Here is a 24515-nt window from a genome sequence, read left to right as displayed (position 1 = left end):
GACGCGGGCGACAGGCCCGCTACAAGGCCAGGCCTTCGGCCTCGGCAAATTCCGTCAGCTTCTGCCGGATCGAGACGCTGCCGCTTGGCGCATCCAGCAACGGGCCGAGCATCGCCTCGGCCTTCTTGGCATCGAGATCGATCACCATCGCCTTGACCGGGCCGAGCGCGGTCGCCGACAGCGACAGCGAGCGATAGCCCATCGCGATCAGCGCCAGCGCGCCGATCGGCTTGGAGGCCATCTCGCCGCAGAGCGACAGCGACTTCTTCGCCGCATGGGACTTGCGGGCAATGTCGCGGAGCGCGCGCAGGATCGGCGCCGACATGGTGTCGAAGCGCTCGGAGACCTTGGCATTGCCGCGGTCGACCGCGAACAGGAACTGGAACAGATCGTTGGAGCCGACCGAGATGAAATCGACCTTCTTCAGCAGCTCGTCGAGCTGATACAGCAGCGCCGGCACCTCGACCATGGTGCCGATGTCGATGCGCTCGGGCAGCGTGTGGCCATGCTGGCGCAGATAGGTGAGCTCGCGCTCGACCAGCGCCTTCGCCGAATCGAATTCGGCGACCTCCGAGATCATCGGGAACATGATGCGCAGGGCGCGGCCGCCGCCGGCGCGCAGCAGCGCGCGGATCTGGCCCCGCAGCAGGCCGGGACGGTCGAGCCCGAGCCGGATCGCGCGCCAGCCGAGCGCCGGATTTTCCTCGATCACCGCTTCCATATAGGGCAGCGCCTTGTCGCCGCCGATGTCGAGGGTGCGGAAGGTGACGGGCTTGGGGCCCGCCGCATCCAGCACGGTGCGATAGAGCGCGAGCTGGTCGCTGGTGCGCGGCAGGCTCTGGCCGACCATGAATTGCAGCTCGGTGCGGAACAGGCCGATGCCGGCGCTGCCGGTGTCCTCGATATGCGGCAGGTCGATGGCGAGACCTGCGTTGATCATCAGCTCGACCTTCTGGCCGTCCTTGGTGACGCAGGGCCGGTCGCGCAGCGCGAGGTACTGCGCCTGGCGGCGGGCGCGGAAGCGCACGCGCTCGGCGAAGGCCGCCTCGATCTCCTGCGAGGGGCGCACATAGATCGAGCCCGACGTGCCGTCGACGATGATGGCATCGCCGGGATCGGCGATTCCGGGCGCGTTCGGCACCTCGCCGACCGCAGGTATTCCGAGCGCGCGCGCCACGATCGAGACGTGGGAGTTGGCGGTGCCTTCCTCCAGCACGATGCCGCGCAGGCGCTTACGGTCGTAGTCGAGCAGCGCCGCCGGGCCCATCGCGCGGGCGATGACGATGGCGTTGTCGGGCAATTGTTCGCGTGACGGCGCGTGGTCCTGGCCGACCAGCTGCCGCATCAGGCGGTAGCCGAGGTCCTCGAGGTCATGCAGCCGGTCGCGCAAATAGGGATCGGTCGAGCGCAGCATGCGCGCGCGGGTGTCGGACTGCACGCGCTCGACGGCGGCTTCCGCCGTGAGGCCGGTCGCGACCGCCTCGTGCAGCTTGTGCGACCAGCCCTGGTCGTTGGCGAACATGCGGTAGGCTTCCAGTACGTCGCGGTGCTCGCCGCCCTCGGCGACGTCGCCGCGCTCCAGCATGCGGTCGAGATCGGCGCGCAGCTTGGCGAGCGCGGTGTCGAGCCGCTTGATTTCCTTCGGCAGGTCCTCGGCGATGTAGTCCTTGATGACCACGCGCGGCTCGTGCAGCACGACATGGCCGAGCGCGATGCCTTCCGACAGGATCGCGCCGACCTTCTGCGCCGAATGGCGGGCGGCAGGTTCTAGGCCCGGCTGGGCCAGCGCCGACAGCTCGCCGGAAGCGATCAGCTCGGCCAGCACCATCGCGGTGGTCTGCAGCGCCTCGAGCTCTTCCTCGACATAATTGCGCTTGGCGCGGTTCTGCACCACCAGCACGCCGAGCGTGTTGCCGGCGCGCAGGATCGGCACGCCGAGGAAGGAGTGGTAGATTTCTTCGCCTGTCTCGGGGCGGAACGAGAAGGCCGGATGGCTCTGAGCATCGCTGAGGTTTAGCGGCGTCGCCTCGCTGGCGACGAGACCGACGAGGCCCTCGTGGGCGCTGAGCACGGTGTGGTGCACAGCCTCACGGTTGAGACCTTCGGTGGCGTAGAGCTCGAGCGTGTTGTCGACGCGCAGCACATAGACCGAGCACACCTCGGCCACCATGTTGGCGGCGATCAGCACCACGATCTTGTCCAGCCGCTCCTGGGCCGAGACCTGCTCCGCCATGGTTTCGCGGAGCCGTCTCAACAAGACGCGGGGACCTCCCGACGCGCTCCGCATGTACCCTCAGTCTCCTCCGTCAGCCGGACCCGAAAGGGGCCCCGGCGGCTCGCCCGAAAATCCAGAAAAACAACGAATTTGCTCATCCGGCGCCGGCCCGGGTCCAAATCTTCTTCAGATTTGGCGCCTGAACCGAATCAGCACCGCCTCAACTGGGGCACAGTATGTGGCAGCCCACCCTGTTCGCCGTATAGCGAATTGGGGCTTGTTTTGCCAAGCAAAACGCCTGCCAGACGCGAAGGTGTGTACACCTTCGCGTTTGCTGCGACCGCTAAGAGAAAATTAGCCTAAGCCTGATCGAGGCCGTAGAGCGTGTGCAGGGTCCGCACCGCAAGCTCGGTATAGGCGGTGTCGATCAGAACCGAGAATTTGATCTCGGAGGTTGTGATGGCCCGGATGTTGATATTCCGTCCGGCGAGGGCCGAGAACGCCTGGGCGGCGACGCCGGCATGGCTGCGCATGCCGCTGCCGATTACCGATATCTTGGCGACGTCGGTGGCGGTATCGAGCCGGGCATAGCCGATCTTGCCCTTGGCGGCGGTAATCGTGTCCTTGGCGCGGGTGTAGTCGGCGGCCGGCACCGTGAAGGTGAGGTCGGTGGTCTTGCCGTCCTCGGAGACGCCCTGCACGATCATGTCGACGTTGATGTTGGCATCCGCCAGCGGGCCGAAGATCGACGCGGCGACGCCCGGCTTGTCCTCGATCTGGCGCACCGAAATCTGGGCCTCGTCCTTCGAAAAGGCGATGCCGGTGACGACGTGGCTTTCCATGATCTCCTCCTCGCTGCAGATCAGCGTGCCGGGCGGCTGGTTGGCATGCGGGTCGATATCCTCGGGCTTGTCGAAGCTCGAGCGGACGAAGATCGGCATGTTGTGGACCATGCCGAGTTCCACCGAGCGGACCTGGAGCACTTTCGCGCCCTGCGAGGCCAGTTCCAGCATGTCTTCGAACGCGATCTTGTCGAGCCTCTTGGCCTTCGGCACGATTCGCGGGTCGGTGGTGTAGACGCCGTCGACGTCGGTGTAGATGTCGCAGCGGTCGGCCTTGACGGCGGCGGCGATTGCCACGGCCGAGGTGTCGGAGCCGCCACGGCCGAGCGTGGTGATCCGGTTCGTCTCGGGGTTGATGCCCTGGAAGCCGGCGATGACCGCGACTTCCTTGCGATCCTTGAAGCGCTTGATGATCTCGCCGCCGTCGATGTCCTCGATCCGGGCCGAGGCATGGGCGTCGCTGGTCTTGATCGGGATCTGCCAGCCCTGCCAGGAGCGGGCCTGGATACCCATGCTCTGGAGCACGATGGCGAGGAGGCCGGACGTCACCTGTTCGCCGGAGGCGACGACGGCGTCGTATTCGCGCGCATCGTGCATCGGCGAGGCCTCGGTGCACCAGGCCACCAGCTCGTTGGTTTTGCCCGACATCGCCGAGACGACCACGGCCACTTCGTGGCCGGCGTCGACCTCACGCTTCACATGGCGTGCGACGTTGCGGATCCGTTCGATGTTGGCGACGGATGTGCCGCCGAATTTCATCACGAGGCGGCTCATGACGACGCGTGCATTCCCTCATAAGGATCAGTATGGTGACCCGCACTGGACGGGCCTCGCGGACACCGACCGCGCGTATACATAGCGGCGGGGCCGGGGGCAAGCGGGTTCCTGCGGGGGCAGGCTCGAGGTCCGGTTTGGGGGTAATGGGTTAACCGAGATCATGGCGCGCTACATCGACGAGATCCTGCAACCGGGCGAGCGGGTGCTGTATTCGACCAATGCGCACTGGATCTTCTATTTTCCGGCCATCATGGCCTGGATCGTGGCCCTGGCCCTGTTCGCCCTGTCCCGGCAGAGCAACATTTACGGCGTGATGATCCTGTCCCTGTTCGGCTCCGGCCTGGTGGCGCTGGCCGCCCTGTACTGGACCGTGAAGGGCTGGTTCCATCGCTTCACCACCGAGACCGACGTCACCAACCTCAGGGTTGTGCACAAGACCGGGTTCATCAAGCGCCGCACCTTCGAGATGGCGCTGGACAAGGTCGAGAGCGTCGACGTCGATCAGACGATTCTTGGACGAATTCTCAACTACGGCGACGTGACCATTCGCGGTGTCGGCGAGGGGATCGAGACGATGAGGACCATCGCCTCGCCGCTCGCCTTCCGTAGTTCGATCACCACGCGGTAGGACCGCGCGTAACAATGAGCATGCAGCAAAATACTTCCGCATCCGCCACCGCCCAGCCGGGCTCGACCGTCGACGCCGCCGAGATCGCGAAATTCTCAAAACTGTCGGCGGAGTGGTGGGACCCCAAGGGCAAGATGGCGCCGCTGCACCGGATCAACCCGCTGCGGCTCGGCTACATCCGCGACGCCGCCTGCCGCAAGTTCGAGCGCAATGTGCGCAGCCTCAACTGTCTCGGCGGCCTGCGCGTGCTCGACATCGGCTGCGGCGCCGGCCTGCTCTGTGAGCCGCTGTCACGGCTAGGGGCCCAGGTCATCGGCGTCGATCCCTCGCAGAGCAATATTGCGGCTGCAAAACTGCATGCCGACAAGAGCCATCTTGCGATCGACTACCGCTGCACCACGGTGGAGGAGATCGACCCGCGCGAGCGCTTCGACATCGTGCTGGCGATGGAGGTGGTCGAGCACGTCGTCGATGTCGGCGTTTTCCTGAAGCGCTGCGCCGCGATGCTGAAGCCGAACGGGCTGATGGTGGTCTCGACGCTGAACCGGAACTGGAAGAGCTTTGCGCTCGCCATCGTCGGCGCCGAATACGTCCTGCGCTGGCTGCCGCGCGGCACCCACGAATGGAACAAGTTCGTCACCCCGGACGAGCTGACGAAATACCTGCTCGACAACCGCCTCGTCATCACCGAGCAGACCGGCGTCGTCTACAGCCCCTTCGCCGACAAATGGACCCTCTCCTCCGACATGGACGTGAATTACATGGTGGTGGCGGAAGGGATGGTGTGAGCTGCCTGTAGCGGCTGAGTCGTTTGGAAGAGGCGGGCTGCAACAACACCAAAGGTGTCGTCCCGGCGAAGGCCGGACGACATTGAGTTTGTGGCGCAAGCATCGCACCCATGACATCCGCGTGATTGACCTGCCGGATTGCTGGCGGCAGGTTGGCCGCAATCTTTAGCTCCTCCCACCGCCGCCCCCCCCCATGCTCGCCATCACCAGCCTCTGGATTCCCTTCACCGTCATTGCCGCGTCCGGCCAGGTCGCGCGCAATGCGATGCAGCGGTCGCTGACGAAGCCGCTGGGGACGTGGGGCGCGACCAATATCCGCTTCCTGTTCGGCTTCCCGTTCTCGCTGCTGTTTCTCGGCGTGGTGCTGGTCGCGACCGGCGATCATCTCGGCATGCCGCCGTCGGTGTTCTGGCCCTGGCTGCTGCTCGGGGCGCTCAGCCAGATCGTCGCCACCGGGTTGATGCTGCTGGCGATGAACGACCGCTCCTTCGTGGTGACGACGGCATACCTCAAGACCGAGGCGATCCAGACCGCGATCTTCGGTTTCGTCTTCCTCGGCGATCATCTCACCTTGCTGAAGGTACTGGCGATCGTGGTTGCGACCGTCGGCGTCGTCATCACGGCGCTGCGGCCCGGCGGTGAGAAAAGCTTTGCCGAGCTGAAGCCGACCATTTTGGGGCTTGTGGCGGCCGCGGCGTTCGCGCTGTCCGCGGTCGGCTTCCGCGGCGCCATCATCACGGTGCCGAACGTGTCCTTCGTGACGGCGGCGTCCTTCACGCTGGTGCTGGGCCTGTTCGTGCAGACTCTGATTCTGACGATCTACCTGCTCTGGCGCGCGCCCAAGATCCTGCAGGCGATCCTTGGCCTGTGGAAGCCGTCGCTGTTCGCCGGCTTCATGGGCGCCTTCTCCTCACAGTTCTGGTTCCTGGCGTTCGCGCTGACCGCGGCCGCGAATGTCCGCACGCTCGCCCTCATCGAGGTGCTGTTCGCACAAGGCGTGGCGTACTACTCGTTCAAGCAGCCGATCGCGCCACGCGAGATCTTTGGCATCGCGCTGATCGTGGTCGGCGTGGCGGTGCTGGTGGGAGTGTAGCCGCAGGCAGTCATTCCGGGGCGCCCGAAGGGCGAACCCGGAATCTCGAGATCCCCCGATGCGCAATTGCGCATCTGAGGTCTGGTCCTGCGGACCATCCCGGGATGACGCGCTTCGCGCGTCAATTCCTGTCTTCCGGCAGCGTCGGCAGCGGCGACACCTCGATACCTTCGTCGATCAGCGACTTCGCCTCTTCGGGCGAGGCCTCACCGTAGATCGGGCGGTGCTCCTTGTCGCCGTAATGCATCGCGCGGGCTTCGTTGGGGAAGCGCTCGCCGACATTGTCGGCGTTCTTGACGATGTGGTCGCGCAGCTCCTTGAGCTTGGCGCGCAGCTCGCGCTCCTGCGCCATCATCAGCGAGGTCGGTCCCGATGGCGCAGCCTCGGGCGGGGCGGTTGCGGCGGCGGGCTCCGGCGGAGGCGTGGCGGGCCCGCGGCCTTTCTTGCCGACGATGCGCGGGGCCATGATCGCCTTCTCGACCTTGGCCGAGCCGCAGATCGGGCAGGTCACGAGCTTGCGCTTCACCTGCGAATCGTAGGCCGACGAGCTCTGGAACCAGCTTTCGAATGCGTGGTTGCGGTCGCAGTGAAGCGCGTAGCGGATCATGCCGATCCCCGTACCAGATGCAGATGATCCGGCCCGGCCTTGGGGTCGGCGACGCCGAAGCGACGGCCGTGCTGGAGCGACGGGATCGCGCGGCGGGCGGTCTCGACCTTGGCCGGATCGATCTTGGCCATGATGATGCCGGGCTCGACATCGCCTTCGGCGAGGATCTCGCCCCAGGGGTCGATGATCAGCGAGTGGCCATAGGTCTCGCGCTTGTTCTCGTGCAGGCCGGCCTGCGCGGCAGCGAAGATGAAGCAGCCGGTCTCGATCGCGCGCGAACGCAGCAGCACGTGCCAATGCGCCTCGCCAGTCTTGCGCGTGAAGGCCGAGGGCACGGTGATGAAGTACGCGCCGCTCTCGGCCAGCGCGCGGTAGAGCGCGGGGAAGCGCACGTCGTAGCAGATCGTCAGCCCGACCCGGCCCCAGGGCAGGTCGGAGATCACGGCGGTCTCACCCGGCTGGTAGTTGGCGGATTCGCGATAGCTCTCGCCATCCGGCAGCTCGATGTCGAACATGTGGATCTTGTCGTAGCTCGCGAGCACATCGCCCTCGGGCCCGATCAGGAACGAGCGGTTGACCGCTTTTTCATCCGAGAAACGCAGTGCCAGCGAGCCGACATGGATGTGGATCTTCAGCTCCGCCGCGAGCGCGCGATAAGCCCTCAGCGAGGTGTCGTTCTCTTCGCTCTGGAGGTGCTCGAACAGCGCCTTGCGGTTCAGCTGCATCATGTTGCTGACTTCGGGCGTCTGCACGTAGTCGGCGCCGTTGGCCGCAGCCTGCCGGATCAGCCTGGTGGCCTGCGCGAGGCTGGGCTCGGGCATCAGGCCGGTGCGCATCTGCACCATCGCGGCGGTGAAGGTCCTGTTGTCGCTCATGATTCAGCCTTCACACTTTCGAGCAAGCCGTCGAGCTTGCCCTCGCGATCGAGCGCGTAGAGGTCGTCGCAACCGCCGACATGACTGCCGCCGATCCAGATCTGCGGGAAGGTCGAGCCCTTGCCGGCGCGGTCGTACATCTCTTCGCGCCAGGACGGGTTCCTGGCGATGTCGAACTCCGTGAAGGTCGCCTTCTTGCGGGTCAGCAGCGATTTGGCCGCGGAACAATAGCCGCAGCCCGGCCTGGTGTAGATCTCGACAGCGTCGGTCATCTTGTCTGGCGCTCTCATGTCATGAATTCATTGAATTATATGGGACTTTACCGGGTCTCCACAACCCGGGCAAAGACCAGCACGTCCACCTGGGCCGCTTTGGCGCGCAGCAAGGCACGGGCGCAGGCATCCAGCGTCGCACCCGACGTCAGGACGTCGTCGATCAGGACGATACGGCGGCCCTGCACCTCGGCCTGACGGTCGGGAGATACCTGGAATGCGCCCTGCACATTGGTGGCGCGCTGGGCCCGCGACAGGCCGATCTGCTGCTCGGTGGCGCGCACCCGGCGCAGCATCTCGCCGCGTACCTTGACGCCGCTCTGCCGCTCGATGCTTCGCGCCAGCGCTCCGGACTGGTTGTAGCGTCGCCGCCAGGCCCGTCGCCAATGCAGGGGCACGGGAATCAGCATGTCGGCCCCGGTGAGCAGCTCGCCGCCCGCGCGCGCCATCCAGCGGCCCATGGCGGGCGCCAGATCGGTGCGGTCCTGGTATTTCAGCGCATGCACCAGCGTGCGCGCGACGTCGTCATAACGCACGGCTGCTCGCGCGCGCTGGTAGGCCGGCGGGCTCGCGATCGCCTCCATCGACAGCATGTCCGGGCCGGGGTCGTAGACGAAGGGGATGCCAAGGCGCGGGCAATAGGGCCGTTCAATGAACGACAGTCGCGCCCAGCAGGCCGCGCAAACGCCCTCGCCATCGACTGGCTCGCGGCAGGACACACACAAGGTCGGCAGCGCGATGTCGAGCGTCAGCCGTGCCGCGCGCGCCAACGCGTGACGGCCGGCCGTCCATGCGGCACGCAGAGGGGCAGTGATCGAACGGGAAGGGGCGGCGTCGGCTTCCATGGGGGAAGGCTAGCGTTACGTCGGCGTGGGCTCAAGCCACGCTCTCGTGCCCCGGACGCAGCGCAACGCCACCCTGGCGATGCGAAGCATCGTCCAGCGGCGGTGCGCTGCTGCGCGTCCGGGGCACGAGAGCGATTGCCAGAAGGAGCTTGATCGGCGTAACCAGCGGCATGGCTCAGACCCCGCAAACCCCGCCCGCTTTGTTCGATCGTGCCTTGCTGCACGCGCGGCAGCGCCGTGCGCAGGCACAAGGCGCCGTGAGCTTCCTGCTCGATCGCGTCGCCGAGGACATGTCCGACCGGCTCGCCGCGGTGATGCGGGAGTTTCACGCCTCGGCCGATCTCTGGACGCCCGGTGAGGGCCTCGAGGCCTTGCGCGCGCGGCTGCCGTCACTTCAGCGGATTGCACTTGGCGAAACCGGCGAGGAAAAACTGCCTTTCACGCCCGAGAGCCTTGATCTCGTCGTCTCGGCGCTGGCGCTGCAATTCGTCAACGACCTGCCGGGCGTGCTGGCGCAGGTCCGTCGTGCGCTGAAGCCGGATGGCTTGCTGCTGGCCGCGATGATCGGCGGCGACAGCCTGACCGAGCTGCGCCAGGCTTTTGCGGCTGCCGAAGCCGAATGCGAGGGCGGGGTGTCGCCGCGCGTGGTGCCGTTCGCGGACTTGCGCGACATCGGCGCGCTGTTGCAGCGTGCGGGCTTTGCACTGCCGGTCACTGACGTCGATCGTGTCGTGGTGCGCTATGCCAATGCCTTTGCACTGATGCAGGATATCAGGCGCATGGGCGCGGCCAATGTGCTGATCGAACGCCGCCGCACGCCGAGCCGGCGCGCGACGCTGCTGCGGATGGCCGAGATCTATGCCGAGCGCTTCGCCGATGCCGACGGCCGCATCCGCGCGACGTTCGACATCATCTGGCTCTCCGGCTGGGCCCCGCATGCAAGCCAGCAGCAGCCGCTCAAGCCGGGGTCGGCGAAGGCGAGTCTTGCGGAGGCGGTGAAGAAGGCGGGGGAGACGTAGACTCTCTCCTCCGTCATGGCCGGGCTTGACCCGGCCATCCACGTTGTGAGGCACCAAGAACGTGGATGCCCGGGACAAGCCCGGGCATGACGCCGAGAGCGTGGTGACCGCCAACTCACATCAGCAAATCAATCAAATGCGGGATCAGCGGAATGTCCGCGGGCGGCATCGGGTAGTCGCGGAGCTTGTTGGCACGGACCCAGGCGAGAGTCTGGCCCTCGCGCGGCGTGACCATCCCCTCCCAGCGCCGGCAGATATAGAGCGGCATCAACAGGTGGAAGGTCTCGTAGCCGTAGCTCGCGAAGGTCAGCGGCGCCAGGCACGGCTCGGCGACGGTAATGCCGAGCTCTTCATGCAGCTCGCGGATCAGGCTCTGCTCCGGCCGCTCGCCGGGCTCAAGTTTGCCGCCGGGAAATTCCCAGAGGCCGGCCAGCGACTTGCCTTCGGGGCGCTGCGCGATCAGGACGCGCTTGTCGGCGTCGACAAGCGCGCAGGCCACCACCAGTGTGAGCTTGAGAGTGGTCATGGAGACTATGACCTGTAATCCCCGTTGATCGCGACATACTCCTTGGTGAGGTCGCAGGTCATGACGCGGTCGCGGCCCTTGCCGAGGCCCAGCGAGACCTTGATCGCGATCTCCGGCGCCTTCATCGCCTCCGACACCTGCGCTTCGTCGTAGTCAGGATCGCGCGCGCCGCTCTTGGCGACGCGGATGCCGTTGAAGGAGATCGAGAGCTTGTCGCGATCGGCCGGCTCGCCGGCCTTGCCGACGGCCATCACCACGCGGCCCCAGTTGGCGTCCTCGCCGGCGATCGCGGTCTTCACCAGCGGCGAGTTCGCAATCGACATCGCGATCTTGCGCGCCGACGCCTTGGTCTTGGCGCCTTCGACCGTGATCTCGACCAGCTTGCGCGCGCCTTCGCCGTCGCGGGCAACCTGCTCGGCGAGGTTGGCAAGCACCTGGTTGAAGGCCTTGACGAAGGCCTTCAGCCTGGGATCGCTGGCGCGGCTGATTTTGGGCGCACCGTGCTCGGCGGCAGCGCCCGTCGCGAAGGCCAGCAGCGTGTCCGAGGTCGAGGTGTCGCCGTCGATCGTCACCGCGTTGAAGGTGTCCTCGACGCCGCTCTTGAGCAGCGCCTGCAGGGCGGCCGGCGCGATCGGCGCGTCGGTGAAGATGAACGACAGCATCGTCGCCATATCGGGCGCGATCATGCCGGCGCCCTTGGCCATGCCGTTGATGGTGACCTTGGCCTTGCCGAACTTGACGGTCGCAGTCGCGACCTTGGGGAAGGTGTCGGTGGTCATGATCGCCTTGGCCGCGGCGAGATAGTCGCCGGGCTCGGCGGTCTCGGCCAGCCGGCCCAGCACGCCGTCGAACTTGGTCGCGTCCAGCGGCTCGCCGATCACGCCGGTCGACGCCAGGAAGATCTCGCTCTCGCTGCACCCGACGGCCTTGGCCGCGATCTTGGCGGTCAGCGCGGTGGAGCTGCGGCCGGTCTTGCCGGTGAAGGCGTTGGCATTGCCGGAATTGACGACCAGGGCGCGCGCCTTGCCGCCCTTCAGCTTGGCGCGGCACCATTCCACCGGCGCGGACGGGCATTTCGACCTGGTGAAGACGCCGGCGACCGCGGTGCCCTTGTCCATCACCGCCAGCAGCACATCGGTGCGGTTCTTGTAGCGGATGCCGGCCTCGGCCGTCGCAAGGCGGACGCCCGCGATCACGGGCATGTCGGGAACGTGTTTCGGGGCGAGGGGAGAGACGGGGGAGGACATCGCGGGGCGCCTTGGTGAGGTCTGGATATGCAGATGGCCGGGCATTTGCCCGGCCATTGCGACGTTAGATACTATTGGCGTCCGTGAAGTGACAGCGAATTCTTACTTCTTCGCAGGGGGCGCCATCTTGCTGTCGGAGGGCTTGGCCGCGTCGGCCGGCTTGGCATCCGCCGCCGGCTGGTCCAGCCGCTCGACCTTGGCTTCCGTGCGCAGCTTGGCGACGTAGTCGGCCTGGGCCTTGCGGGTGACGTACTGCTCGATCTGGGCCTTGACCTGCTCGAAGTCCGGCGCCTTGCGGCTGCGCTTTTCCTCGACCTTGATGATGTGCCAGCCGAACTGCGACTTCACGGGGTCGGAGATCTTGCCCGGCTCCAGCGCGAAGGCCACCGTCGAGAATTCCGGCACCATCTGCTCCTTGGTGAAGAAGCCGAGGTCGCCACCGTCGGCGGAGCCCGGATCCTTCGACTTCTTCTTGGCGAGCTCGGCGAAATCGGCGCCCTTGTCGAGCTCGGCCTTCACCGCCTTGGCCTCGTCCTCGGTCTCGACCAGGATGTGGCGGGCGCGCACCTCCTGCTCGCCGGTGATCTGCTTGGAGGCCTCCTCGTAGACCTTCTTCATGGCGTCGGGGGTGGTGGCGGCCTTGCCCTCGTTGGCGAGCAGGCTGTCCATCAGGAGGCGGTTGCGGGCGAACGCCAGGCGCTTCTTGAACTCCTCGCTGTCGGCGACCTTCTTGTCTTCGGCAGCCTTGCTGACGATTTTCATGTCGATCAGGAAGGACAGGACGTTCTCGTCCTTGGTCGCCGGGTCCATCTGGGCGAGGCTCGGCCCGAGTTCCTCCTCGGCCATGGCCACGTCGCTCTTCTTGATTTCCGCGCCATTGACCTTCGCCAGGACCGGATCGTCGGCAGCCCGGCCGGGACCCGCGATCAGCGCCAGCGCAAGGCAGCCCACGAGGGCAGTGGCGAGCCCGAAGCGCAGGCCGGTTTTGGTTACCGGGAACGAGGTGGTCATGGAAAATCCTTATGTTGAAGCAGGGGGCTGCTCGAGCGGGGCGGACACTCGCCCAATTCAGGGGGGCTTGGCAACGCGAAAAGTCTGTCAAAATGATGAATTAGCCGCAATGCGCCCGCCGTTGACAAGGCCCTGACCGGGCCATATCTCTGCCCGGTCGCGACCATGGCGATGGCGTTTATTTTGCTGCGTTTTTGGCCGTTGAACCCAGACTTGCCCAATTCCCACCCATATGGCGGATGATCCCCCGCAGTCCGGGCTCTGGCGCCATCGGGCGTCACGGTGAGTTGATAGGCAGACAGGTGACAACTTCTTGGCTGCAACGCGGTTAATTCGCGAACACAGGAACTAGGCATGATCGGCGCGCTCGCCCGCAAGTTTTTCGGCTCCGCCAACGACCGGCGGGTGAAGGGATATCAGTCCCGCGTCAACGCGATCAACGCGCTGGAGCCCGAGCTCATCAAGCTCTCCGACGAGGAGCTCAAGGCCCGCACCGCGGACTTCAAGAAGCAGCTCGCCGAGGGCAAGACCTTGGACGACCTGCTGGTGCCCGCCTTCGCCACCGTGCGCGAGGCCGCCAAGCGCACGCTCGGCCAGCGCCATTTCGACGTCCAGCTGATCGGCGGCATGGTGCTGCACGAGGGCGACATCGCCGAGATGAAGACCGGCGAAGGCAAGACGCTGGTGGCGACGCTGGCGGTCTATCTCAACGCGCTCGCCGGCAAGGGCATCCACGTCGTCACCGTCAACGACTATCTCGCCCGCCGCGACTCCGGCTGGATGGGCCAGATCTACAGCTTCCTCGGCATGACCACCGGCGTGATCGTCCATGGCCTCGACGATGCCGAGCGCAAGGCGGCCTATGCCTGCGACATCACCTACGGCACCAACAACGAATACGGCTTCGACTATCTGCGCGACAACATGAAGTACCGGCTCGAGGACATGGTCCAGCGACCGCACTTCTACGCGATCGTCGACGAAGTCGACTCCATCCTGATCGACGAGGCGCGCACGCCGCTGATCATCTCCGGTCCGCTCGACGACCGCTCCGACTTCTACAACACCATCGACGGCTTCCTGCCCAAGCTCGACAAGACCGACTACGACGTCGACGAGAAGCAGCGCACGGTGACGCTGACCGAAGCCGGCATGGAGAAGATCGAGACGCTGCTGCGCGACGCCGGCCAGCTCAAGGGCGAGTCGCTCTACGACGTCGAGAACGTCTCCGTCGTGCATCACATCAACCAGGCGCTGCGCGCCCACACGCTGTTCACTCGCGACAAGGACTACATCGTCCGCGACGACGAGGTCATCATCATCGACGAGTTCACCGGCCGCATGATGGCCGGCCGGCGCTATTCGGAAGGCCTGCATCAGGCGCTGGAAGCCAAGGAGCACGTCCAGGTTCAGCCCGAGAACCAGACGCTGGCCTCGATCACGTTCCAGAATTACTTCCGCATGTACGAGAAGCTTGCGGGCATGACCGGTACGGCGTTGACCGAAGCCGACGAACTCTTCGACATCTACAAGCTCGAAGTCGTCGAGATCCCGACCAACGTGCCGGTCGGCCGCCTGGATGAGGACGACGAGGTCTATCGCACCCACCAGGAAAAATATTCGGCCATCCTCGCCGAGATCGAGCGCGCCAATTCGCGGCTGCAGCCGGTGCTGGTCGGCACGGCGTCGATCGAGAAGTCGGAAGTGCTTGCCGAGTTCCTCAAGAAGAACGGCTACAAGCAGATCGATTTCGGCAAGGAGAACGCGCTCGACAAGCTTTACGCAGCGGCCCGCGCGGGCAAGCCGGCAAAGCTGTTTGCGGTGCTGAACGCGCGCTTCCACGAGCAGGAAGCCTATATCGTCGCCGAAGCCGGCGTTCCCGGCGCGATCACGATCGCGACCAACATGGCCGGCCGCGGCACCGACATCAAGCTCGGCGGCTCGCTCGATATGCGCATCCCGAAGGAGACCGCGGGCATCGAGGACGAGGCCGAGAAGGCGAGGAAGATCGAGCAGATCAAGGCCGACGTCGAGCGCTTCCGCGAGATCGTGCTGAAGGCGGAAGAGGTCGTCGAGATCGAGCCGGCGAAGGGCTCAAAGCCGGCCAAGACCGTGACGAAGCCGGGTGGCCTCTACATCATGGGCTCCGAGCGTCACGAATCCCGCCGCATCGACAACCAGCTGCGCGGCCGTTCCGGCCGTCAGGGCGACCCCGGCCGCTCAAAGTTCTTCCTGTCGCTGGAAGACGATCTGATGCGCATCTTCGGCTCGGATCGCCTCGACAGCATGCTCCAGCGTCTCGGCCTGCAAGAGGGCGAGGCCATCATCCATCCCTGGATCAACAAGGCCCTGGAGAAGGCGCAGCAGAAGGTCGAGGCCCGCAACTTCGACATCCGCAAGAACCTGCTCAAGTTCGACAACGTCCAGAACGACCAGCGCAAGGTGATCTTCGACCAGCGCGTCGACCTGATGAAGGACGACAGCGTCGCCGAGACCGTCACCGACATGCGCCATGCCTTCATCGACGACCTCGTCGCCAAGCACGTGCCCGAGCATGCCTATGCCGAGCAGTGGGACGTTGCCGGCCTGAAGGAAGAGCTCAAGCGCGTGCTCGATCTCGACCTGCCGGTCGACGAATGGGCCAAGGAAGAGGGCATTGCGGACGAGGAGCTGCTCAACCGCATCGAGAACCGCGCCGACGAGCACATGGCCGCCAAGGTCGCGCAATGGGGCCCCGACGTGATGCGTTACGTCGAGAAGACCATCTTGCTCCAGACGCTCGACCATCTCTGGCGCGAGCACCTGATCATGCTGGACCATCTGCGCCAGGTCATCGGCTTGCGTGGCTACGGCCAGCGCGATCCGCTCCAGGAGTACAAGACCGAGGCCTTCAATCTCTTCCAGGAGATGAGCGCGCACCTGCGCGAGGCCGTCACCGCGCAGCTGATGCGCGTCGAGATCGTCCCGCCGGAGCAGGAAGCCCCGGTGCTGCCGCCGATGGAAGCGCACAAGTTCGACCCCAACACCGGCGAGGACGAGATGGCGCTCGCCAGCGTCACGCTCGGCGCACCGGCCTCCGACGCCGCCCAGCGCGATCCGAAGAACCCGGCCTCCTGGGGCAAGATAGGCCGCAACGAGGACTGCCCGTGCGGCTCGGGCAAGAAGTACAAGCACTGCCACGGGCGGTATGCGTAACCGCTAGCTCGCTGTCATGCGCGCGTGAGGCGCGACATTCCCGCCTCAATCTCCACTGTCGTCGCCCGGCTTGACCGGGCGACCCAGTACGCCGCAGCTTCTCGGTTCGATCAAAGCCTTCTCTGGAATACTGGATCGCCCGATTAAATCGGGCGATGACGGCCGAGTGCGTGGCGCGCATCTCTCCACATCGTCGTCCCGGCCTAGTGCGCAATTGCGCACTAGGCCGGGACGACGTTGAGAGGGTGCGCTAGACCAACACTCAATTCGAGCTGTCGATCAAGCTCTCCAGCAGCCGCTTCAATTCGCTCGTCGACTTGTCGCCGTAGCTCTCCAGGATGTGCTCCTCCTGGTCGACCGCGAGCGAGTTGAGCTTCTTGCACAGCACCTTGCCGCGGTCGGAGATGAACATCAGGACCTTGCGGCGGTCGTTCGGATCCTGCACGCGATAGACCAGCGTGTCGGAGACCATGCGGTCGATCATCTTGGTCAGCGTCGGATGGTTGAGCAGGACGGCGTCCGCAAGCTCGCCCATCGAATGGCCGTTGCCGTCCGACAGGACCTTCAGGATGCGCCATTGCTCGACGGGAACACCTTCCTTGCTCAAGCGCAGTTCCAGCTGCCGGTTGATCTCCCGGTTGGCCTGCGCGAGCAGGTAGGCGAGGTGTTCGGTGATCGGGGAGTTTGCTTTCGACGGTTTTGCCACGGCTAAGACTTCGTCTTGACCCAAATGAGTGAATGTCTTGCAATCAATGCTGCATCTATATGCACTTCAATTCTTGAATATTCAATATTTTCAAAATAGGATCATTGCCCAACAAAAGGGCGGAAGCCGCGGCCGCCTGCTCAATGTGCTTTCAGGTCTGGTGCCAGACAGGAGTTGGCGTGCGCGCGACGGTAAACTTCCCGGCTCACGGCGGCCCGGCGTTGCCGCCGTCTTTGCTGTTCAGGAATCTGTCGTCATCGGCGGCCGACTTCGACCTGTCTCCGGTTGACGCGCATTTCATGAAGCGCCGCGGCGCGCGCAACAAGCTGCGCATCGGCAATTTCCTCACCTTCACCGGCTCGCCCGGGATCTGGGGCCCGACCTCCACCAACAGCGCGATGCTGGCTGTCGCCGAGATCAACAAGCGCGGCGGCATTTTGGGCCGCGAGCTGGAGCTGTCGATCTACGATTCCGGCGGCCCGATCGACGAGGTGGTGCAGCGCGCCGAGCAGGCGATCGCCTTCGACGAGGTCGACCTGATCATGGGCTCGCATATCAGCGCCGTCCGTGTCGCGCTGCGCAAGGTCACTGGCAACCGCATCCCCTACATCTACACGCCGGTTTACGAAGGCGGCGAGCGTACGCCGGGCGTGATGGCGATCGGCGAGACGCCGCGCTGGCAGAGCCGGCCGTCGATCCACTGGCTGGCCGACGTCAAGAAGGCGGCGCGCTGGTACCTGATCGGCAGTGATTACGTCTGGCCCTGGCAGTCGCATCGCGCGGTCAAGCGCTACATCAGGGAAGCCGGCGGCCAGGTCGTCGGCGAGGAGTTCGTCCCCGTCGGCGAGGACAATCACGAGCCGCATCTGGCGCGCATCCGCGCCGCCAAGCCTGACGTGGTGCTGATCTCGCTGATCGGCACCGACAGCATCACCTTCAATCGCGCCTTCGCCGAGGCTGGCCTCGCCACCGCGACGCTGCGGCTGGCCGGTGCGATGGACGAGACCGTGCTGCTCGGCATCGGTGCCGACAACACCGAGAATTTGTTCTGCGCCTCCGGCTATTTCAACTGCATGGCCTCGCGCGCCAATGACGAGTTCCTCGGCGGCTATCAGGCCATGTTCGGCCCGCACGCGCCGCCTGTCGGTTCCGTCGGCCAGTCGAATTACGAAGGGCTGCGGTTCCTGGAGTCCGTGGCCAACCGTGCCGGCTCACTGGCCCTGCATCCGCTGCTGAAGGCGGCGCGCAACACCGTCTATTCGGCGGGCCGCGGACCCGTCACCATCCGCGATGGCCGCGCCGAGATGCCGATGTACCTCGCCGAGGCGGACGGTCTCGACTTCAAGCTCATCAAGACGCTCTGACATCCGGTCGCTCGGTCTGGCGCGGCGGATTTTCGAAATAATACTTGAAAAGGAAAATATTTCCGTCTGTAATATCGAGGCGAAGCCGATTGGCCCGCGCTGTGCAGGCGCGAGCGAGCGGCCTCCATTCAAAGCCAGGGATCAAGAAGCCTCAAGGAGAGCGCCGTGACAGTTGTCCTTCCAACGCCCGCCCAACTTCGCAGCGTCGCCGAGCAGTGCGGCCTCGCGCTGACCGACGACGACGTCGCCTCGTTCCGCGGCCTGATGCAGGGCTCGATCGAAGCCTACAATCTCGTTGGCGCGATGCCGGACGAAGTGCCGGAGGTGAAATATCCGCGCACGCCGGGCTATCGGCCTTCGCCCGAGGAGAACCCGCGCAACGCCTGGTATCGCAAGTCCACGGTGAAGGGCGCCGCCAGCGGCAAGCTCAAGGGCAAGACCGTCGCGCTGAAAGACAACATCATGCTCGCCGGCGTTCCCATGATGAACGGCTCGGCCACACTGGAAGGCTACGTTCCCGATTTCGACGCCACCATCGTTACGCGCATGCTCGATGCCGGCGCCGAGATCGCCGGCAAGGTGCATTGCGAATCCTTCTGCATGTCCGGCGGCAGTCACACCGGCGCGGTCGGCGCGGTGCACAATCCGCACAAGATGGGCTATTCGGCCGGCGGCTCGTCCTCGGGGAGCGGCGTCGTCGTCGCGCTCGGCGAGGTCGACATGGCGATCGGCGGCGACCAGGGCGGCTCGATCCGCATGCCGTCCTCGTTCTGCGGCACCTACGGCATGAAGCCGACCTGGGGCCTCGTGCCCTACACCGGCATCATGCCGATCGAGATCTTCGTCGATCACACCGGCCCGATGACGGCGACCGTTGCCGACAACGCGCTGCTGCTCGAGGTGCTCGCCGGCGACGACGGCTATGACCCGCGCATCAAGGCGCCCAAGGTCGACGACTACACCAAGGCGCTCGGCCAGGGCGTGAAGGGCATGAAGATCGGCATCCTCAAGGAAGGCTTTGAGCAGCCGACCGCGGAAGCTGCCGTGAACGAGAGCGTGCGCGAGGCGGCCAAGCGTTTCAAGGATCTCGGCGCCACCGTCGAGACCGTCTCGATCCCGATGCACCTCGTCGGCCCCGCGATCTGGACGCCGATCGGCACCGAGGGCATGACCCAGACCATGATGTATGGCGACGGCTATGGCCTGTCCCGCTCCGACCTCTACTCGACCTCGCTGATGGATTTCCATCGCGGCTGGCGCCGGCAGGCGGACTCGCTGTCGGAGACGACTAAGCTGTTCCTGCTGCTCGGGACCTACATCAACAACAATTTCGGTCCGCGCTATTACGGCAAGGCGCTGAACATCTCCCGTCGCCTCACCGCGGCCTACGACAAGGCTTTCAGGGATTACGATCTCCTGCTGCTGCCGACCACGCCGATGAAGGCGACGAAGCTGCCGGAGCCCACCGCCAGCCGCGAGGACTACGTCGCCCGTGCGCTGGAGATGATCGGCAACACCGCGCCGTTCGACATCACCCATCATCCCGCGATGTCGCTGCCCTGCGGCATGGTCGACGGCCTGCCCGTCGGCCTGATGCTGGTCGGCCGCATGTTCGAGGAATCCACGATCTATCGCGCCGCGCACGCTTTCGAGCAGATCGGCGACTGGAAGAAGATGTGAGCGAGGCATTGATGCAGACGGACGGAACACAGAAGCGTTTTCGAGCGAAGTGGATGCCGGTTCGCGTCAAGAAAACGCGTCAAAACAAGAATCCACCAAATGGCTAACGCGTTCGTCGCGGCGTTCGAGATCCTGAGCTTTGGCGCGATCATCGTCCTGATCGTGCTGGGGCTCGGGATCATCGCCAGCATGATGGGCATCTTCAACTTCGCGCAGGGCGAGTTCGTCCTGCTCGGGGCCTACATCACCTATCTCGCCTACGCCAGGGGCCTGCCGATCTGGGCCGGCATGGTCGCGGCGCCCTTCGTGGTCGGCGCGCTCGGCTTCGTGCTGGAGGCGCTGATCATCCGGCGTTTCTACGCCGCGCCGATCGTGGCGATGCTCGGCACCTATGCGCTGGGCCTGATCATCCGCGAATCCGTGCGCGGGCTGATCGGCGGCTTCTATCTCACCGTGCCGGAGCCGATCGGCGGTTCGATCGACATCGGCGCGATGCACATCTCGGCCTGGCGCTTCACTATCATCGTCATCACGCTGCTGGTGATGGGCGGCTGTTATCTCCTGCTCTCGCGCACGAGCTTTGGCCTCCGCGTCCGCGCCACGCTGGAAAACCCTTCGCTGGCGCGTGCCTCCGGCATCTCCACGCCGCTGATCTATGGCGCCACCTTTGCCTTCGGCGCGGCGCTCGCCGGCCTCGCCGGGGCGCTGATCGTGCCCGTGTTCAGCCTGTTCGCCGATCTCGGCCTGCGCTTCCTGATCCAGGGCTTCGTCGCGGTCATGGTCGGCGGCGTCGGCTCCTTCATCGGGCCGGTCGCAGGCGCCGGCGTCATCGGCACGCTCAGTGCCGCGCTGCCATGGGTGATGGCGCCCGTCGTCGCCGACGTCCTCGTCTTCGTGCTTGCTATTGTCTTCATCAAATTCCGGCCGCAGGGCCTCATCGCTGGAAAAGGGGTTTAGTCACATGTTCGATCGTACGCAGCTCTCACGCCGCCGCTTTCTCTCCAATTTCGCCTTTGCGTCCGGCGCGGTCGCAACCGGCGTCGGCAGCTGGGTGATCCCGGCCCCCTGGGCCAATGCGGCCGAAGCCCCGATCAAGGTCGGCATTGCCACCGATCTCACCGGCCCGATCGCCTACGCGGGCAATGCCGACGCCAACGTCGCCAAGATGGTGATCAAGGAGATCAACGCCGCCGGCGGCATGCTCGGCCGTCCGCTCGAGCTCTATATCGAGGACACCGCCTCGAACGAATCCGTCGCCGTCGGCAACGTCCGCAAGCTGATCCAGCGCGACAAGGTCGACATGGTGCTGGGCGGCATCACCTCCTCGATGCGCAACGCGATCAAGGATCCGATCGTGGCGCGCGGCAAGACGCTCTACATCTATCCGCAGCTCTACGAAGGCAAGGAATGCACGCCCTATCTGTTTTGCACCGGCCCGACGCCGGCGCAGCAGTGCGACGAGTTCATCCCCTGGCTGATCAAGAACGGTGGCAAGAAGTTCGCGCTGCCCAGCGCCAACTACGTCTGGCCGCACACACTCAACGTCTACGCGCGCAAGGTGATCGAATCGAACGGCGGCGAGGTCCTGTTCGAGGAATACTATCCGCTCGACCAGGTCGACTTCTCCTCGACCGTCAACCGCATCATCTCCAACAAGGTCGACGTCGTCTTCAACACCGTCATTCCGCCCGGCGTCGGCCCGTTCTTCAAGCAGCTCTATGAAGCGGGCTTCCTCAAGAACGGCGGCCGTCTCGCCTGCGTCTATTACGACGAGAACACGCTCAACATCAACCAGGCCGCCGAGATCGAGGGCCTCGCAAGCTGCCTCGACTATTTCAAGGTGCTGACCAAGGAGAATCCGTTCGACGCAAAAATCCAGGCGGCCTACGAGAAGGACTTTCCGGGCAATTTCCTGTTCGCTGCCGGCAGCGCCGCCACCGGCACCTATCGCGGCCTCAAGCTGTGGGAGGCGGCCGTCAAGGAAGCGGGCAAGATCGACCGCGAATCGGTCGCCGCCGCGCTCGACCATGCCAAGATCGCGGAGGGCCCCGGGGGACCGGCCGAGATGGTGCCGGGCAAGCGGCACTGCAAGATGAAGATGTACACCGCGGTCGCCAAGGGCGGGAACTACGAGATCGTCGGACGCAGCGACGGTCTGGTCGATCCCAAGGAATGCTGAGGCGGAATGCCGAAGTCGATGAGTGTGGTAAGAGAGGCCATCGCCGGCGACGAAGCGGACGATGCGATGGCTGAACGCGCGGCAGCGGTACAGGTCGCGGCAGGACGAAACGTCCTGCCGATCGTGGAGGGCGTCGTGCTGGTCGCGGCGCTGCTCGCGCCGCTGGTGCTGCAGGACTATCTCACGGTGTTCGCGACGCGGGTGATCATCCTCGCGCTGTTCGCGCTGTCGTTCGATCTGGTCTGGGGCTATGCCGGCATCATGAGCTTTGGCCAGGCCCTGTTCTTCGGCTCGGCCGGCTATGGCGTCGCGCTGCTCGCGCGCGACTTGGACATCACCAACATCTTCCTGGTGCTGCCCGCGGGCACCATCATCGGCCTCACCTTCGCGCTGCTGCTCGGCGGCTTCCTGCTGCTGGGCCGGCATCCCTCCAGCGTGATCTTCGTGTCGCTCGGCACGCTCACCGGTTCCTACGCCGCCGATCGCCTGGCGCGCGGCTGGTACTATCTCGGCGGCCAGAACGGCATTCCCTCGATCGCGCCGATGACGCTTGGAGGCTACGAGTTCTCGGAAGGGCCGGCGTTCTACTATCTCGTGCTCGGCATCCTCGTCGTGGTCTATCTGCTCTGCCGCTTCCTGGTGCGCTCACAGTTTGGCCTCGCGCTCGCGGGTCTTCGCGAGAACGAGCAGCGCATCGCCTTCTTCGGCTACAAGGCGCAGCATCTGAAGGCGATCATCTTCACCATCGGCGGCGCCATCGCAGGGCTCGCCGGCAGCCTCTATGCCTTCCATGAGGGTTTCGTATGGCCCAACATGGTCGGCGTCGTCGTCTCGACGCAGGTGGTGCTCTATGTGCTGTTCGGCGGCTCCGGCACGCTGATCGGTGCGGTCATCGGCGCCGTCATCGTCGAAGGCGTCAGCTTCTGGCTGTCCGACAATTATCGCGATATCTGGCCGATCATCCTGGGCGTGCTGCTGTTGCTCGTGATCCTGTTCCGGCCGCTCGGCCTGATCAGCTTCGTGCTGGGCGAGCGCGAACGTGTCGGCAGCTTCGGTGCGAAGCCCAAGGAGAACAAGAAGCAGACCGGAAAGGAGAAGCGCAATGCCGCTCCTTGAGGCCGCGGGCATCAAAAAGATCTTCGGCAAGCTCACCGCGCTCGACGGCGCGGCCCTCACCGTCGGCGAGAACGAGTTTCACGGCCTGATCGGCCCGAACGGCTCGGGCAAGAGCACGCTGATGAAGTGCATTGCCGGGGCCGAGGTGCCGACGCTGGGCAAGGTGAGTTTCGTCAACACCGACATCACCGCGTTCACGCCGACCGAGCGCGCCCGCGCCGGCATGAGCCTGAAATTCCAGATCACCAGCGTGCTGCCGACGCTGACGCTCTACGACAACATCCTGCTCGCGCTCCAGGCGCAGTCCTCGCTGTTCGACCTCCTGTTCTCGCGCACGCGCAGGCTCCTGCACGACCAGGTCATGACCATGCTGACGCAGTTCCGCCTCGCCGATCGCGCCTTCGATGCGGCGGCGGCGCTGTCGCACGGCCAGCAGCAATGGCTGGAGATCGCGATGGCGCTTGCGGGCAAGCCAAAGCTGCTGCTGCTGGACGAGCCGACCGGCGGCATGAGCCTGGAAGAGCGCCGCGTCACCGGCGAATTGCTCCAGCCGATCAAAAAACATTGCTCGCTCGTCATCGTCGAGCACGACCTCGATTTCATCCGCGACATCTGCGATCGCCTGACCGTGCTCGACCAGGGCAAGGTGCTGGCGTCAGGTACCGTGTCCGAGATCCAGGCCAACAAATCCGTCCAGGAGATTTATCTGCGCCGTGCCTGAATTTTTGGACATCAAGCATCTCGACGCCGGCTATGGCCGCAGCCAGGTCCTGTTCGACGTCAACCTCGGCATTCCCTGGCGTGGTGGCGTCGCCGTGCTCGGGCGCAACGGCGCCGGCAAGACCACGTTGATGAAGACCATCGTCGGCGAGCTGCCGGCGTGGAAGGGCGAGGTCGCCTTCGACGGCCGCGACATCAGCCGCCGCGCGACCCAGGAGCGCGTGCGCGCCGGCATCGGCTACGTCCCGCAGGAGCATTCGGTGTTCGCGCGCCTGTCGGTACGCGACAATCTCGCCGTCGGCTCGCTCGCGAGCAGCAAGGCCGACGCCGTCGACCACGTGCTGACCATCTTCCCGAAACTCGGCCAGCGCCTCGACCAGCCGGCCGGCACGCTCTCGGGCGGCGAGCGCAAGATGCTCGCCATCGGCCGCGCCATGCTGGGCGATCCAAAACTGCTGCTGCTCGACGAGCCGACCGAAGGCGTCTGGATCGGCGTCATCGAGGAGATCACCGAGCGCCTGATCGAGCTCGCGAAGAACATCGCCGTCATCATCGTCGAGCAGCACCTCGACCTCGCACTCCGCGTCGCCGATTATGCCTACGTGCTGGACCGCGGAAGGGTCGCACTGCAGGGGGAGGCGACCGATGTGAGGGGCAATCCGGAGCTGCTGCGGTATCTGGCGCCGTAGACCTGATGTCGCTTTCGTCTCCCCAGCAACGCACTCTGCCAATCCCGTCATCCTGAGGTGCGAGGCTTGCGATGCGACCGCATCGCAACGTGAGCCTCGAAGGATGAATGGCCGAGCTGCC

The 24515-nt window shown here is 65.2% G+C and carries 22 protein-coding genes; 12 read left to right on the top strand and 10 right to left on the bottom strand.

Annotation, left to right across the window (positions count from 1 at the left end):
• Window positions 1–19: 19 nt before the first annotated feature.
• Both ptsP and XI08_RS28030 read right to left on the bottom strand, forming a co-directional pair.
• A complete protein-coding gene (gene ptsP / locus XI08_RS28035) occupies window positions 20–2287 on the bottom strand; it encodes a phosphoenolpyruvate--protein phosphotransferase (protein ID WP_271576853.1) in 2268 nt (755 codons plus the stop codon).
• Window positions 2288–2574: 287 nt separating this feature from the next.
• Window positions 2575–3831 (bottom strand): aspartate kinase, encoded by a 1257-nt coding sequence (locus XI08_RS28030; RefSeq protein ID WP_271576852.1) that lies wholly within the window; start codon window positions 3829–3831, stop codon window positions 2575–2577.
• A 163-nt stretch (window positions 3832–3994) separates the two neighbouring features.
• Here XI08_RS28030 and XI08_RS28025 point away from each other — a divergent pair, with 163 nt between their 5' ends.
• From XI08_RS28025 to XI08_RS28015, 3 genes are all read left to right on the top strand, one after another.
• A complete protein-coding gene (locus tag XI08_RS28025; protein ID WP_271576851.1) occupies window positions 3995–4462 on the top strand; it encodes a PH domain-containing protein in 468 nt (155 codons plus the stop codon).
• A 14-nt stretch (window positions 4463–4476) separates the two neighbouring features.
• A complete protein-coding gene (gene ubiG / locus XI08_RS28020) occupies window positions 4477–5250 on the top strand; it encodes a bifunctional 2-polyprenyl-6-hydroxyphenol methylase/3-demethylubiquinol 3-O-methyltransferase UbiG (RefSeq protein ID WP_271576850.1) in 774 nt (257 codons plus the stop codon).
• 193 nt (window positions 5251–5443) lie between these two features.
• Window positions 5444–6343 (top strand): EamA family transporter, encoded by a 900-nt coding sequence (locus tag XI08_RS28015; protein ID WP_271576849.1) that lies wholly within the window; start codon window positions 5444–5446, stop codon window positions 6341–6343.
• A 121-nt stretch (window positions 6344–6464) separates the two neighbouring features.
• Here the strand turns inward: XI08_RS28015 and XI08_RS28010 are convergent, their stop codons facing one another.
• Genes XI08_RS28010 through XI08_RS27995 form a run of 4 tightly spaced genes read right to left on the bottom strand, consistent with a single transcriptional unit; the run spans window position 6465 to window position 8942 of the window.
• Window positions 6465–6950 (bottom strand): DUF1178 family protein, encoded by a 486-nt coding sequence (locus XI08_RS28010; protein ID WP_271576848.1) that lies wholly within the window; start codon window positions 6948–6950, stop codon window positions 6465–6467.
• Complete coding sequence (locus tag XI08_RS28005; protein WP_135174915.1) at window positions 6947–7825, bottom strand: carbon-nitrogen hydrolase family protein; 879 nt, start codon at window positions 7823–7825, stop codon at window positions 6947–6949. The genes XI08_RS28010 and XI08_RS28005 overlap by 4 nt, the downstream gene beginning before the upstream one ends.
• Window positions 7822–8097 carry a glutaredoxin 3 gene (gene grxC / locus XI08_RS28000; RefSeq protein WP_271576847.1) on the bottom strand — a complete coding sequence of 92 codons (276 nt, stop codon included), beginning with the start codon at window positions 8095–8097 and terminating at the stop codon, window positions 7822–7824. The genes XI08_RS28005 and grxC overlap by 4 nt, the downstream gene beginning before the upstream one ends.
• Window positions 8098–8144: 47 nt before the next feature.
• Window positions 8145–8942, bottom strand: coding sequence for a ComF family protein (locus XI08_RS27995; protein ID WP_271576846.1), 798 nt, complete (start codon window positions 8940–8942; stop codon window positions 8145–8147).
• A 170-nt stretch (window positions 8943–9112) separates the two neighbouring features.
• Between XI08_RS27995 and XI08_RS27990 the strand changes: the two genes are divergently transcribed.
• Complete coding sequence (locus XI08_RS27990; protein ID WP_271576845.1) at window positions 9113–9961, top strand: methyltransferase domain-containing protein; 849 nt, start codon at window positions 9113–9115, stop codon at window positions 9959–9961.
• 115 nt (window positions 9962–10076) lie between these two features.
• On the opposite strand, the gene XI08_RS27985 is transcribed toward XI08_RS27990, so the two are convergent.
• The 3 genes from XI08_RS27985 to XI08_RS27975 form a co-directional block, all read right to left on the bottom strand.
• Window positions 10077–10487 carry a (deoxy)nucleoside triphosphate pyrophosphohydrolase gene (locus XI08_RS27985; RefSeq protein ID WP_271576844.1) on the bottom strand — a complete coding sequence of 137 codons (411 nt, stop codon included), beginning with the start codon at window positions 10485–10487 and terminating at the stop codon, window positions 10077–10079.
• A 5-nt stretch (window positions 10488–10492) separates the two neighbouring features.
• Window positions 10493–11734, bottom strand: coding sequence for a bifunctional glutamate N-acetyltransferase/amino-acid acetyltransferase ArgJ (gene argJ / locus XI08_RS27980; RefSeq protein WP_271576843.1), 1242 nt, complete (start codon window positions 11732–11734; stop codon window positions 10493–10495).
• Window positions 11735–11836: 102 nt separating this feature from the next.
• Window positions 11837–12745 carry a peptidylprolyl isomerase gene (locus tag XI08_RS27975; RefSeq protein ID WP_027545259.1) on the bottom strand — a complete coding sequence of 303 codons (909 nt, stop codon included), beginning with the start codon at window positions 12743–12745 and terminating at the stop codon, window positions 11837–11839.
• Window positions 12746–13099: 354 nt separating this feature from the next.
• Between XI08_RS27975 and secA the strand changes: the two genes are divergently transcribed.
• Window positions 13100–15940: a preprotein translocase subunit SecA gene (gene secA, locus XI08_RS27970; protein ID WP_271576842.1), complete on the top strand. Its 2841-nt coding sequence runs from the start codon at window positions 13100–13102 to the stop codon at window positions 15938–15940.
• A 262-nt stretch (window positions 15941–16202) separates the two neighbouring features.
• Here the strand turns inward: secA and XI08_RS27965 are convergent, their stop codons facing one another.
• Entirely contained in the window at window positions 16203–16646 is a 444-nt protein-coding gene (locus XI08_RS27965) for a MarR family winged helix-turn-helix transcriptional regulator (RefSeq protein WP_271576841.1), read from the bottom strand.
• Window positions 16647–16825: 179 nt separating this feature from the next.
• On the opposite strand from XI08_RS27965, the gene XI08_RS27960 reads away from it, so the two are divergent.
• From XI08_RS27960 to XI08_RS27930, 7 genes are all read left to right on the top strand, one after another.
• The gene (locus XI08_RS27960; protein ID WP_271576840.1) at window positions 16826–18010 is read left to right on the top strand and encodes a substrate-binding domain-containing protein; all 1185 of its coding nucleotides are present in this window, start codon (window positions 16826–16828) and stop codon (window positions 18008–18010) included.
• A 165-nt stretch (window positions 18011–18175) separates the two neighbouring features.
• A complete protein-coding gene (locus tag XI08_RS27955; RefSeq protein ID WP_271576839.1) occupies window positions 18176–19690 on the top strand; it encodes an amidase in 1515 nt (504 codons plus the stop codon).
• Window positions 19691–19789: 99 nt separating this feature from the next.
• On the top strand, window positions 19790–20647 hold the full coding sequence (locus XI08_RS27950) for a branched-chain amino acid ABC transporter permease (RefSeq protein ID WP_025576496.1): 858 nt from the start codon (window positions 19790–19792) through the stop codon (window positions 20645–20647).
• A gap of 4 nt (window positions 20648–20651) precedes the next feature.
• Window positions 20652–21869: a substrate-binding protein gene (locus tag XI08_RS27945; RefSeq protein ID WP_271576838.1), complete on the top strand. Its 1218-nt coding sequence runs from the start codon at window positions 20652–20654 to the stop codon at window positions 21867–21869.
• Between the two features lie 6 nt (window positions 21870–21875).
• Window positions 21876–22985 (top strand): branched-chain amino acid ABC transporter permease, encoded by a 1110-nt coding sequence (locus XI08_RS27940; RefSeq protein ID WP_271576837.1) that lies wholly within the window; start codon window positions 21876–21878, stop codon window positions 22983–22985.
• Entirely contained in the window at window positions 22972–23706 is a 735-nt protein-coding gene (locus XI08_RS27935) for an ABC transporter ATP-binding protein (protein WP_271576836.1), read from the top strand. The genes XI08_RS27940 and XI08_RS27935 overlap by 14 nt, the downstream gene beginning before the upstream one ends.
• Window positions 23699–24394 (top strand): branched-chain amino acid ABC transporter ATP-binding protein, encoded by a 696-nt coding sequence (locus tag XI08_RS27930; RefSeq protein WP_271576835.1) that lies wholly within the window; start codon window positions 23699–23701, stop codon window positions 24392–24394. Before XI08_RS27935 ends, XI08_RS27930 begins: the two co-directional genes overlap by 8 nt.
• Window positions 24395–24515 lie beyond the last annotated feature (121 nt).

The organism is Bradyrhizobium sp. CCBAU 11361, from assembly GCF_028128935.1.
Classification (GTDB): Bacteria; Pseudomonadota; Alphaproteobacteria; order Rhizobiales; family Xanthobacteraceae; genus Bradyrhizobium; species Bradyrhizobium niftali.
Note: the sequence above shows the minus strand (reverse complement) of the source record. Positions and strands in the feature narration are given on the sequence as shown.

Coding starts and splice junctions, on each gene's coding strand:
- ptsP (WP_271576853.1), bottom strand. CDS start 2,287: ATGCGGAGCGCGTCGGGAGGTCCCCGCGTCTTGTTGAGACGGCTCCGC.
- XI08_RS28030 (WP_271576852.1), bottom strand. CDS start 3,831: ATGAGCCGCCTCGTGATGAAATTCGGCGGCACATCCGTCGCCAACATC.
- XI08_RS28025 (WP_271576851.1), top strand. CDS start 3,995: ATGGCGCGCTACATCGACGAGATCCTGCAACCGGGCGAGCGGGTGCTG.
- ubiG (WP_271576850.1), top strand. CDS start 4,477: ATGAGCATGCAGCAAAATACTTCCGCATCCGCCACCGCCCAGCCGGGC.
- XI08_RS28015 (WP_271576849.1), top strand. CDS start 5,444: ATGCTCGCCATCACCAGCCTCTGGATTCCCTTCACCGTCATTGCCGCG.
- XI08_RS28010 (WP_271576848.1), bottom strand. CDS start 6,950: ATGATCCGCTACGCGCTTCACTGCGACCGCAACCACGCATTCGAAAGC.
- XI08_RS28005 (WP_135174915.1), bottom strand. CDS start 7,825: ATGAGCGACAACAGGACCTTCACCGCCGCGATGGTGCAGATGCGCACC.
- grxC (WP_271576847.1), bottom strand. CDS start 8,097: ATGACCGACGCTGTCGAGATCTACACCAGGCCGGGCTGCGGCTATTGT.
- XI08_RS27995 (WP_271576846.1), bottom strand. CDS start 8,942: ATGGAAGCCGACGCCGCCCCTTCCCGTTCGATCACTGCCCCTCTGCGT.
- XI08_RS27990 (WP_271576845.1), top strand. CDS start 9,113: ATGGCTCAGACCCCGCAAACCCCGCCCGCTTTGTTCGATCGTGCCTTG.
- XI08_RS27985 (WP_271576844.1), bottom strand. CDS start 10,487: ATGACCACTCTCAAGCTCACACTGGTGGTGGCCTGCGCGCTTGTCGAC.
- argJ (WP_271576843.1), bottom strand. CDS start 11,734: ATGTCCTCCCCCGTCTCTCCCCTCGCCCCGAAACACGTTCCCGACATG.
- XI08_RS27975 (WP_027545259.1), bottom strand. CDS start 12,745: ATGACCACCTCGTTCCCGGTAACCAAAACCGGCCTGCGCTTCGGGCTC.
- secA (WP_271576842.1), top strand. CDS start 13,100: ATGATCGGCGCGCTCGCCCGCAAGTTTTTCGGCTCCGCCAACGACCGG.
- XI08_RS27950 (WP_025576496.1), top strand. CDS start 19,790: ATGGCTAACGCGTTCGTCGCGGCGTTCGAGATCCTGAGCTTTGGCGCG.
- XI08_RS27945 (WP_271576838.1), top strand. CDS start 20,652: ATGTTCGATCGTACGCAGCTCTCACGCCGCCGCTTTCTCTCCAATTTC.
- XI08_RS27940 (WP_271576837.1), top strand. CDS start 21,876: ATGCCGAAGTCGATGAGTGTGGTAAGAGAGGCCATCGCCGGCGACGAA.
- XI08_RS27935 (WP_271576836.1), top strand. CDS start 22,972: ATGCCGCTCCTTGAGGCCGCGGGCATCAAAAAGATCTTCGGCAAGCTC.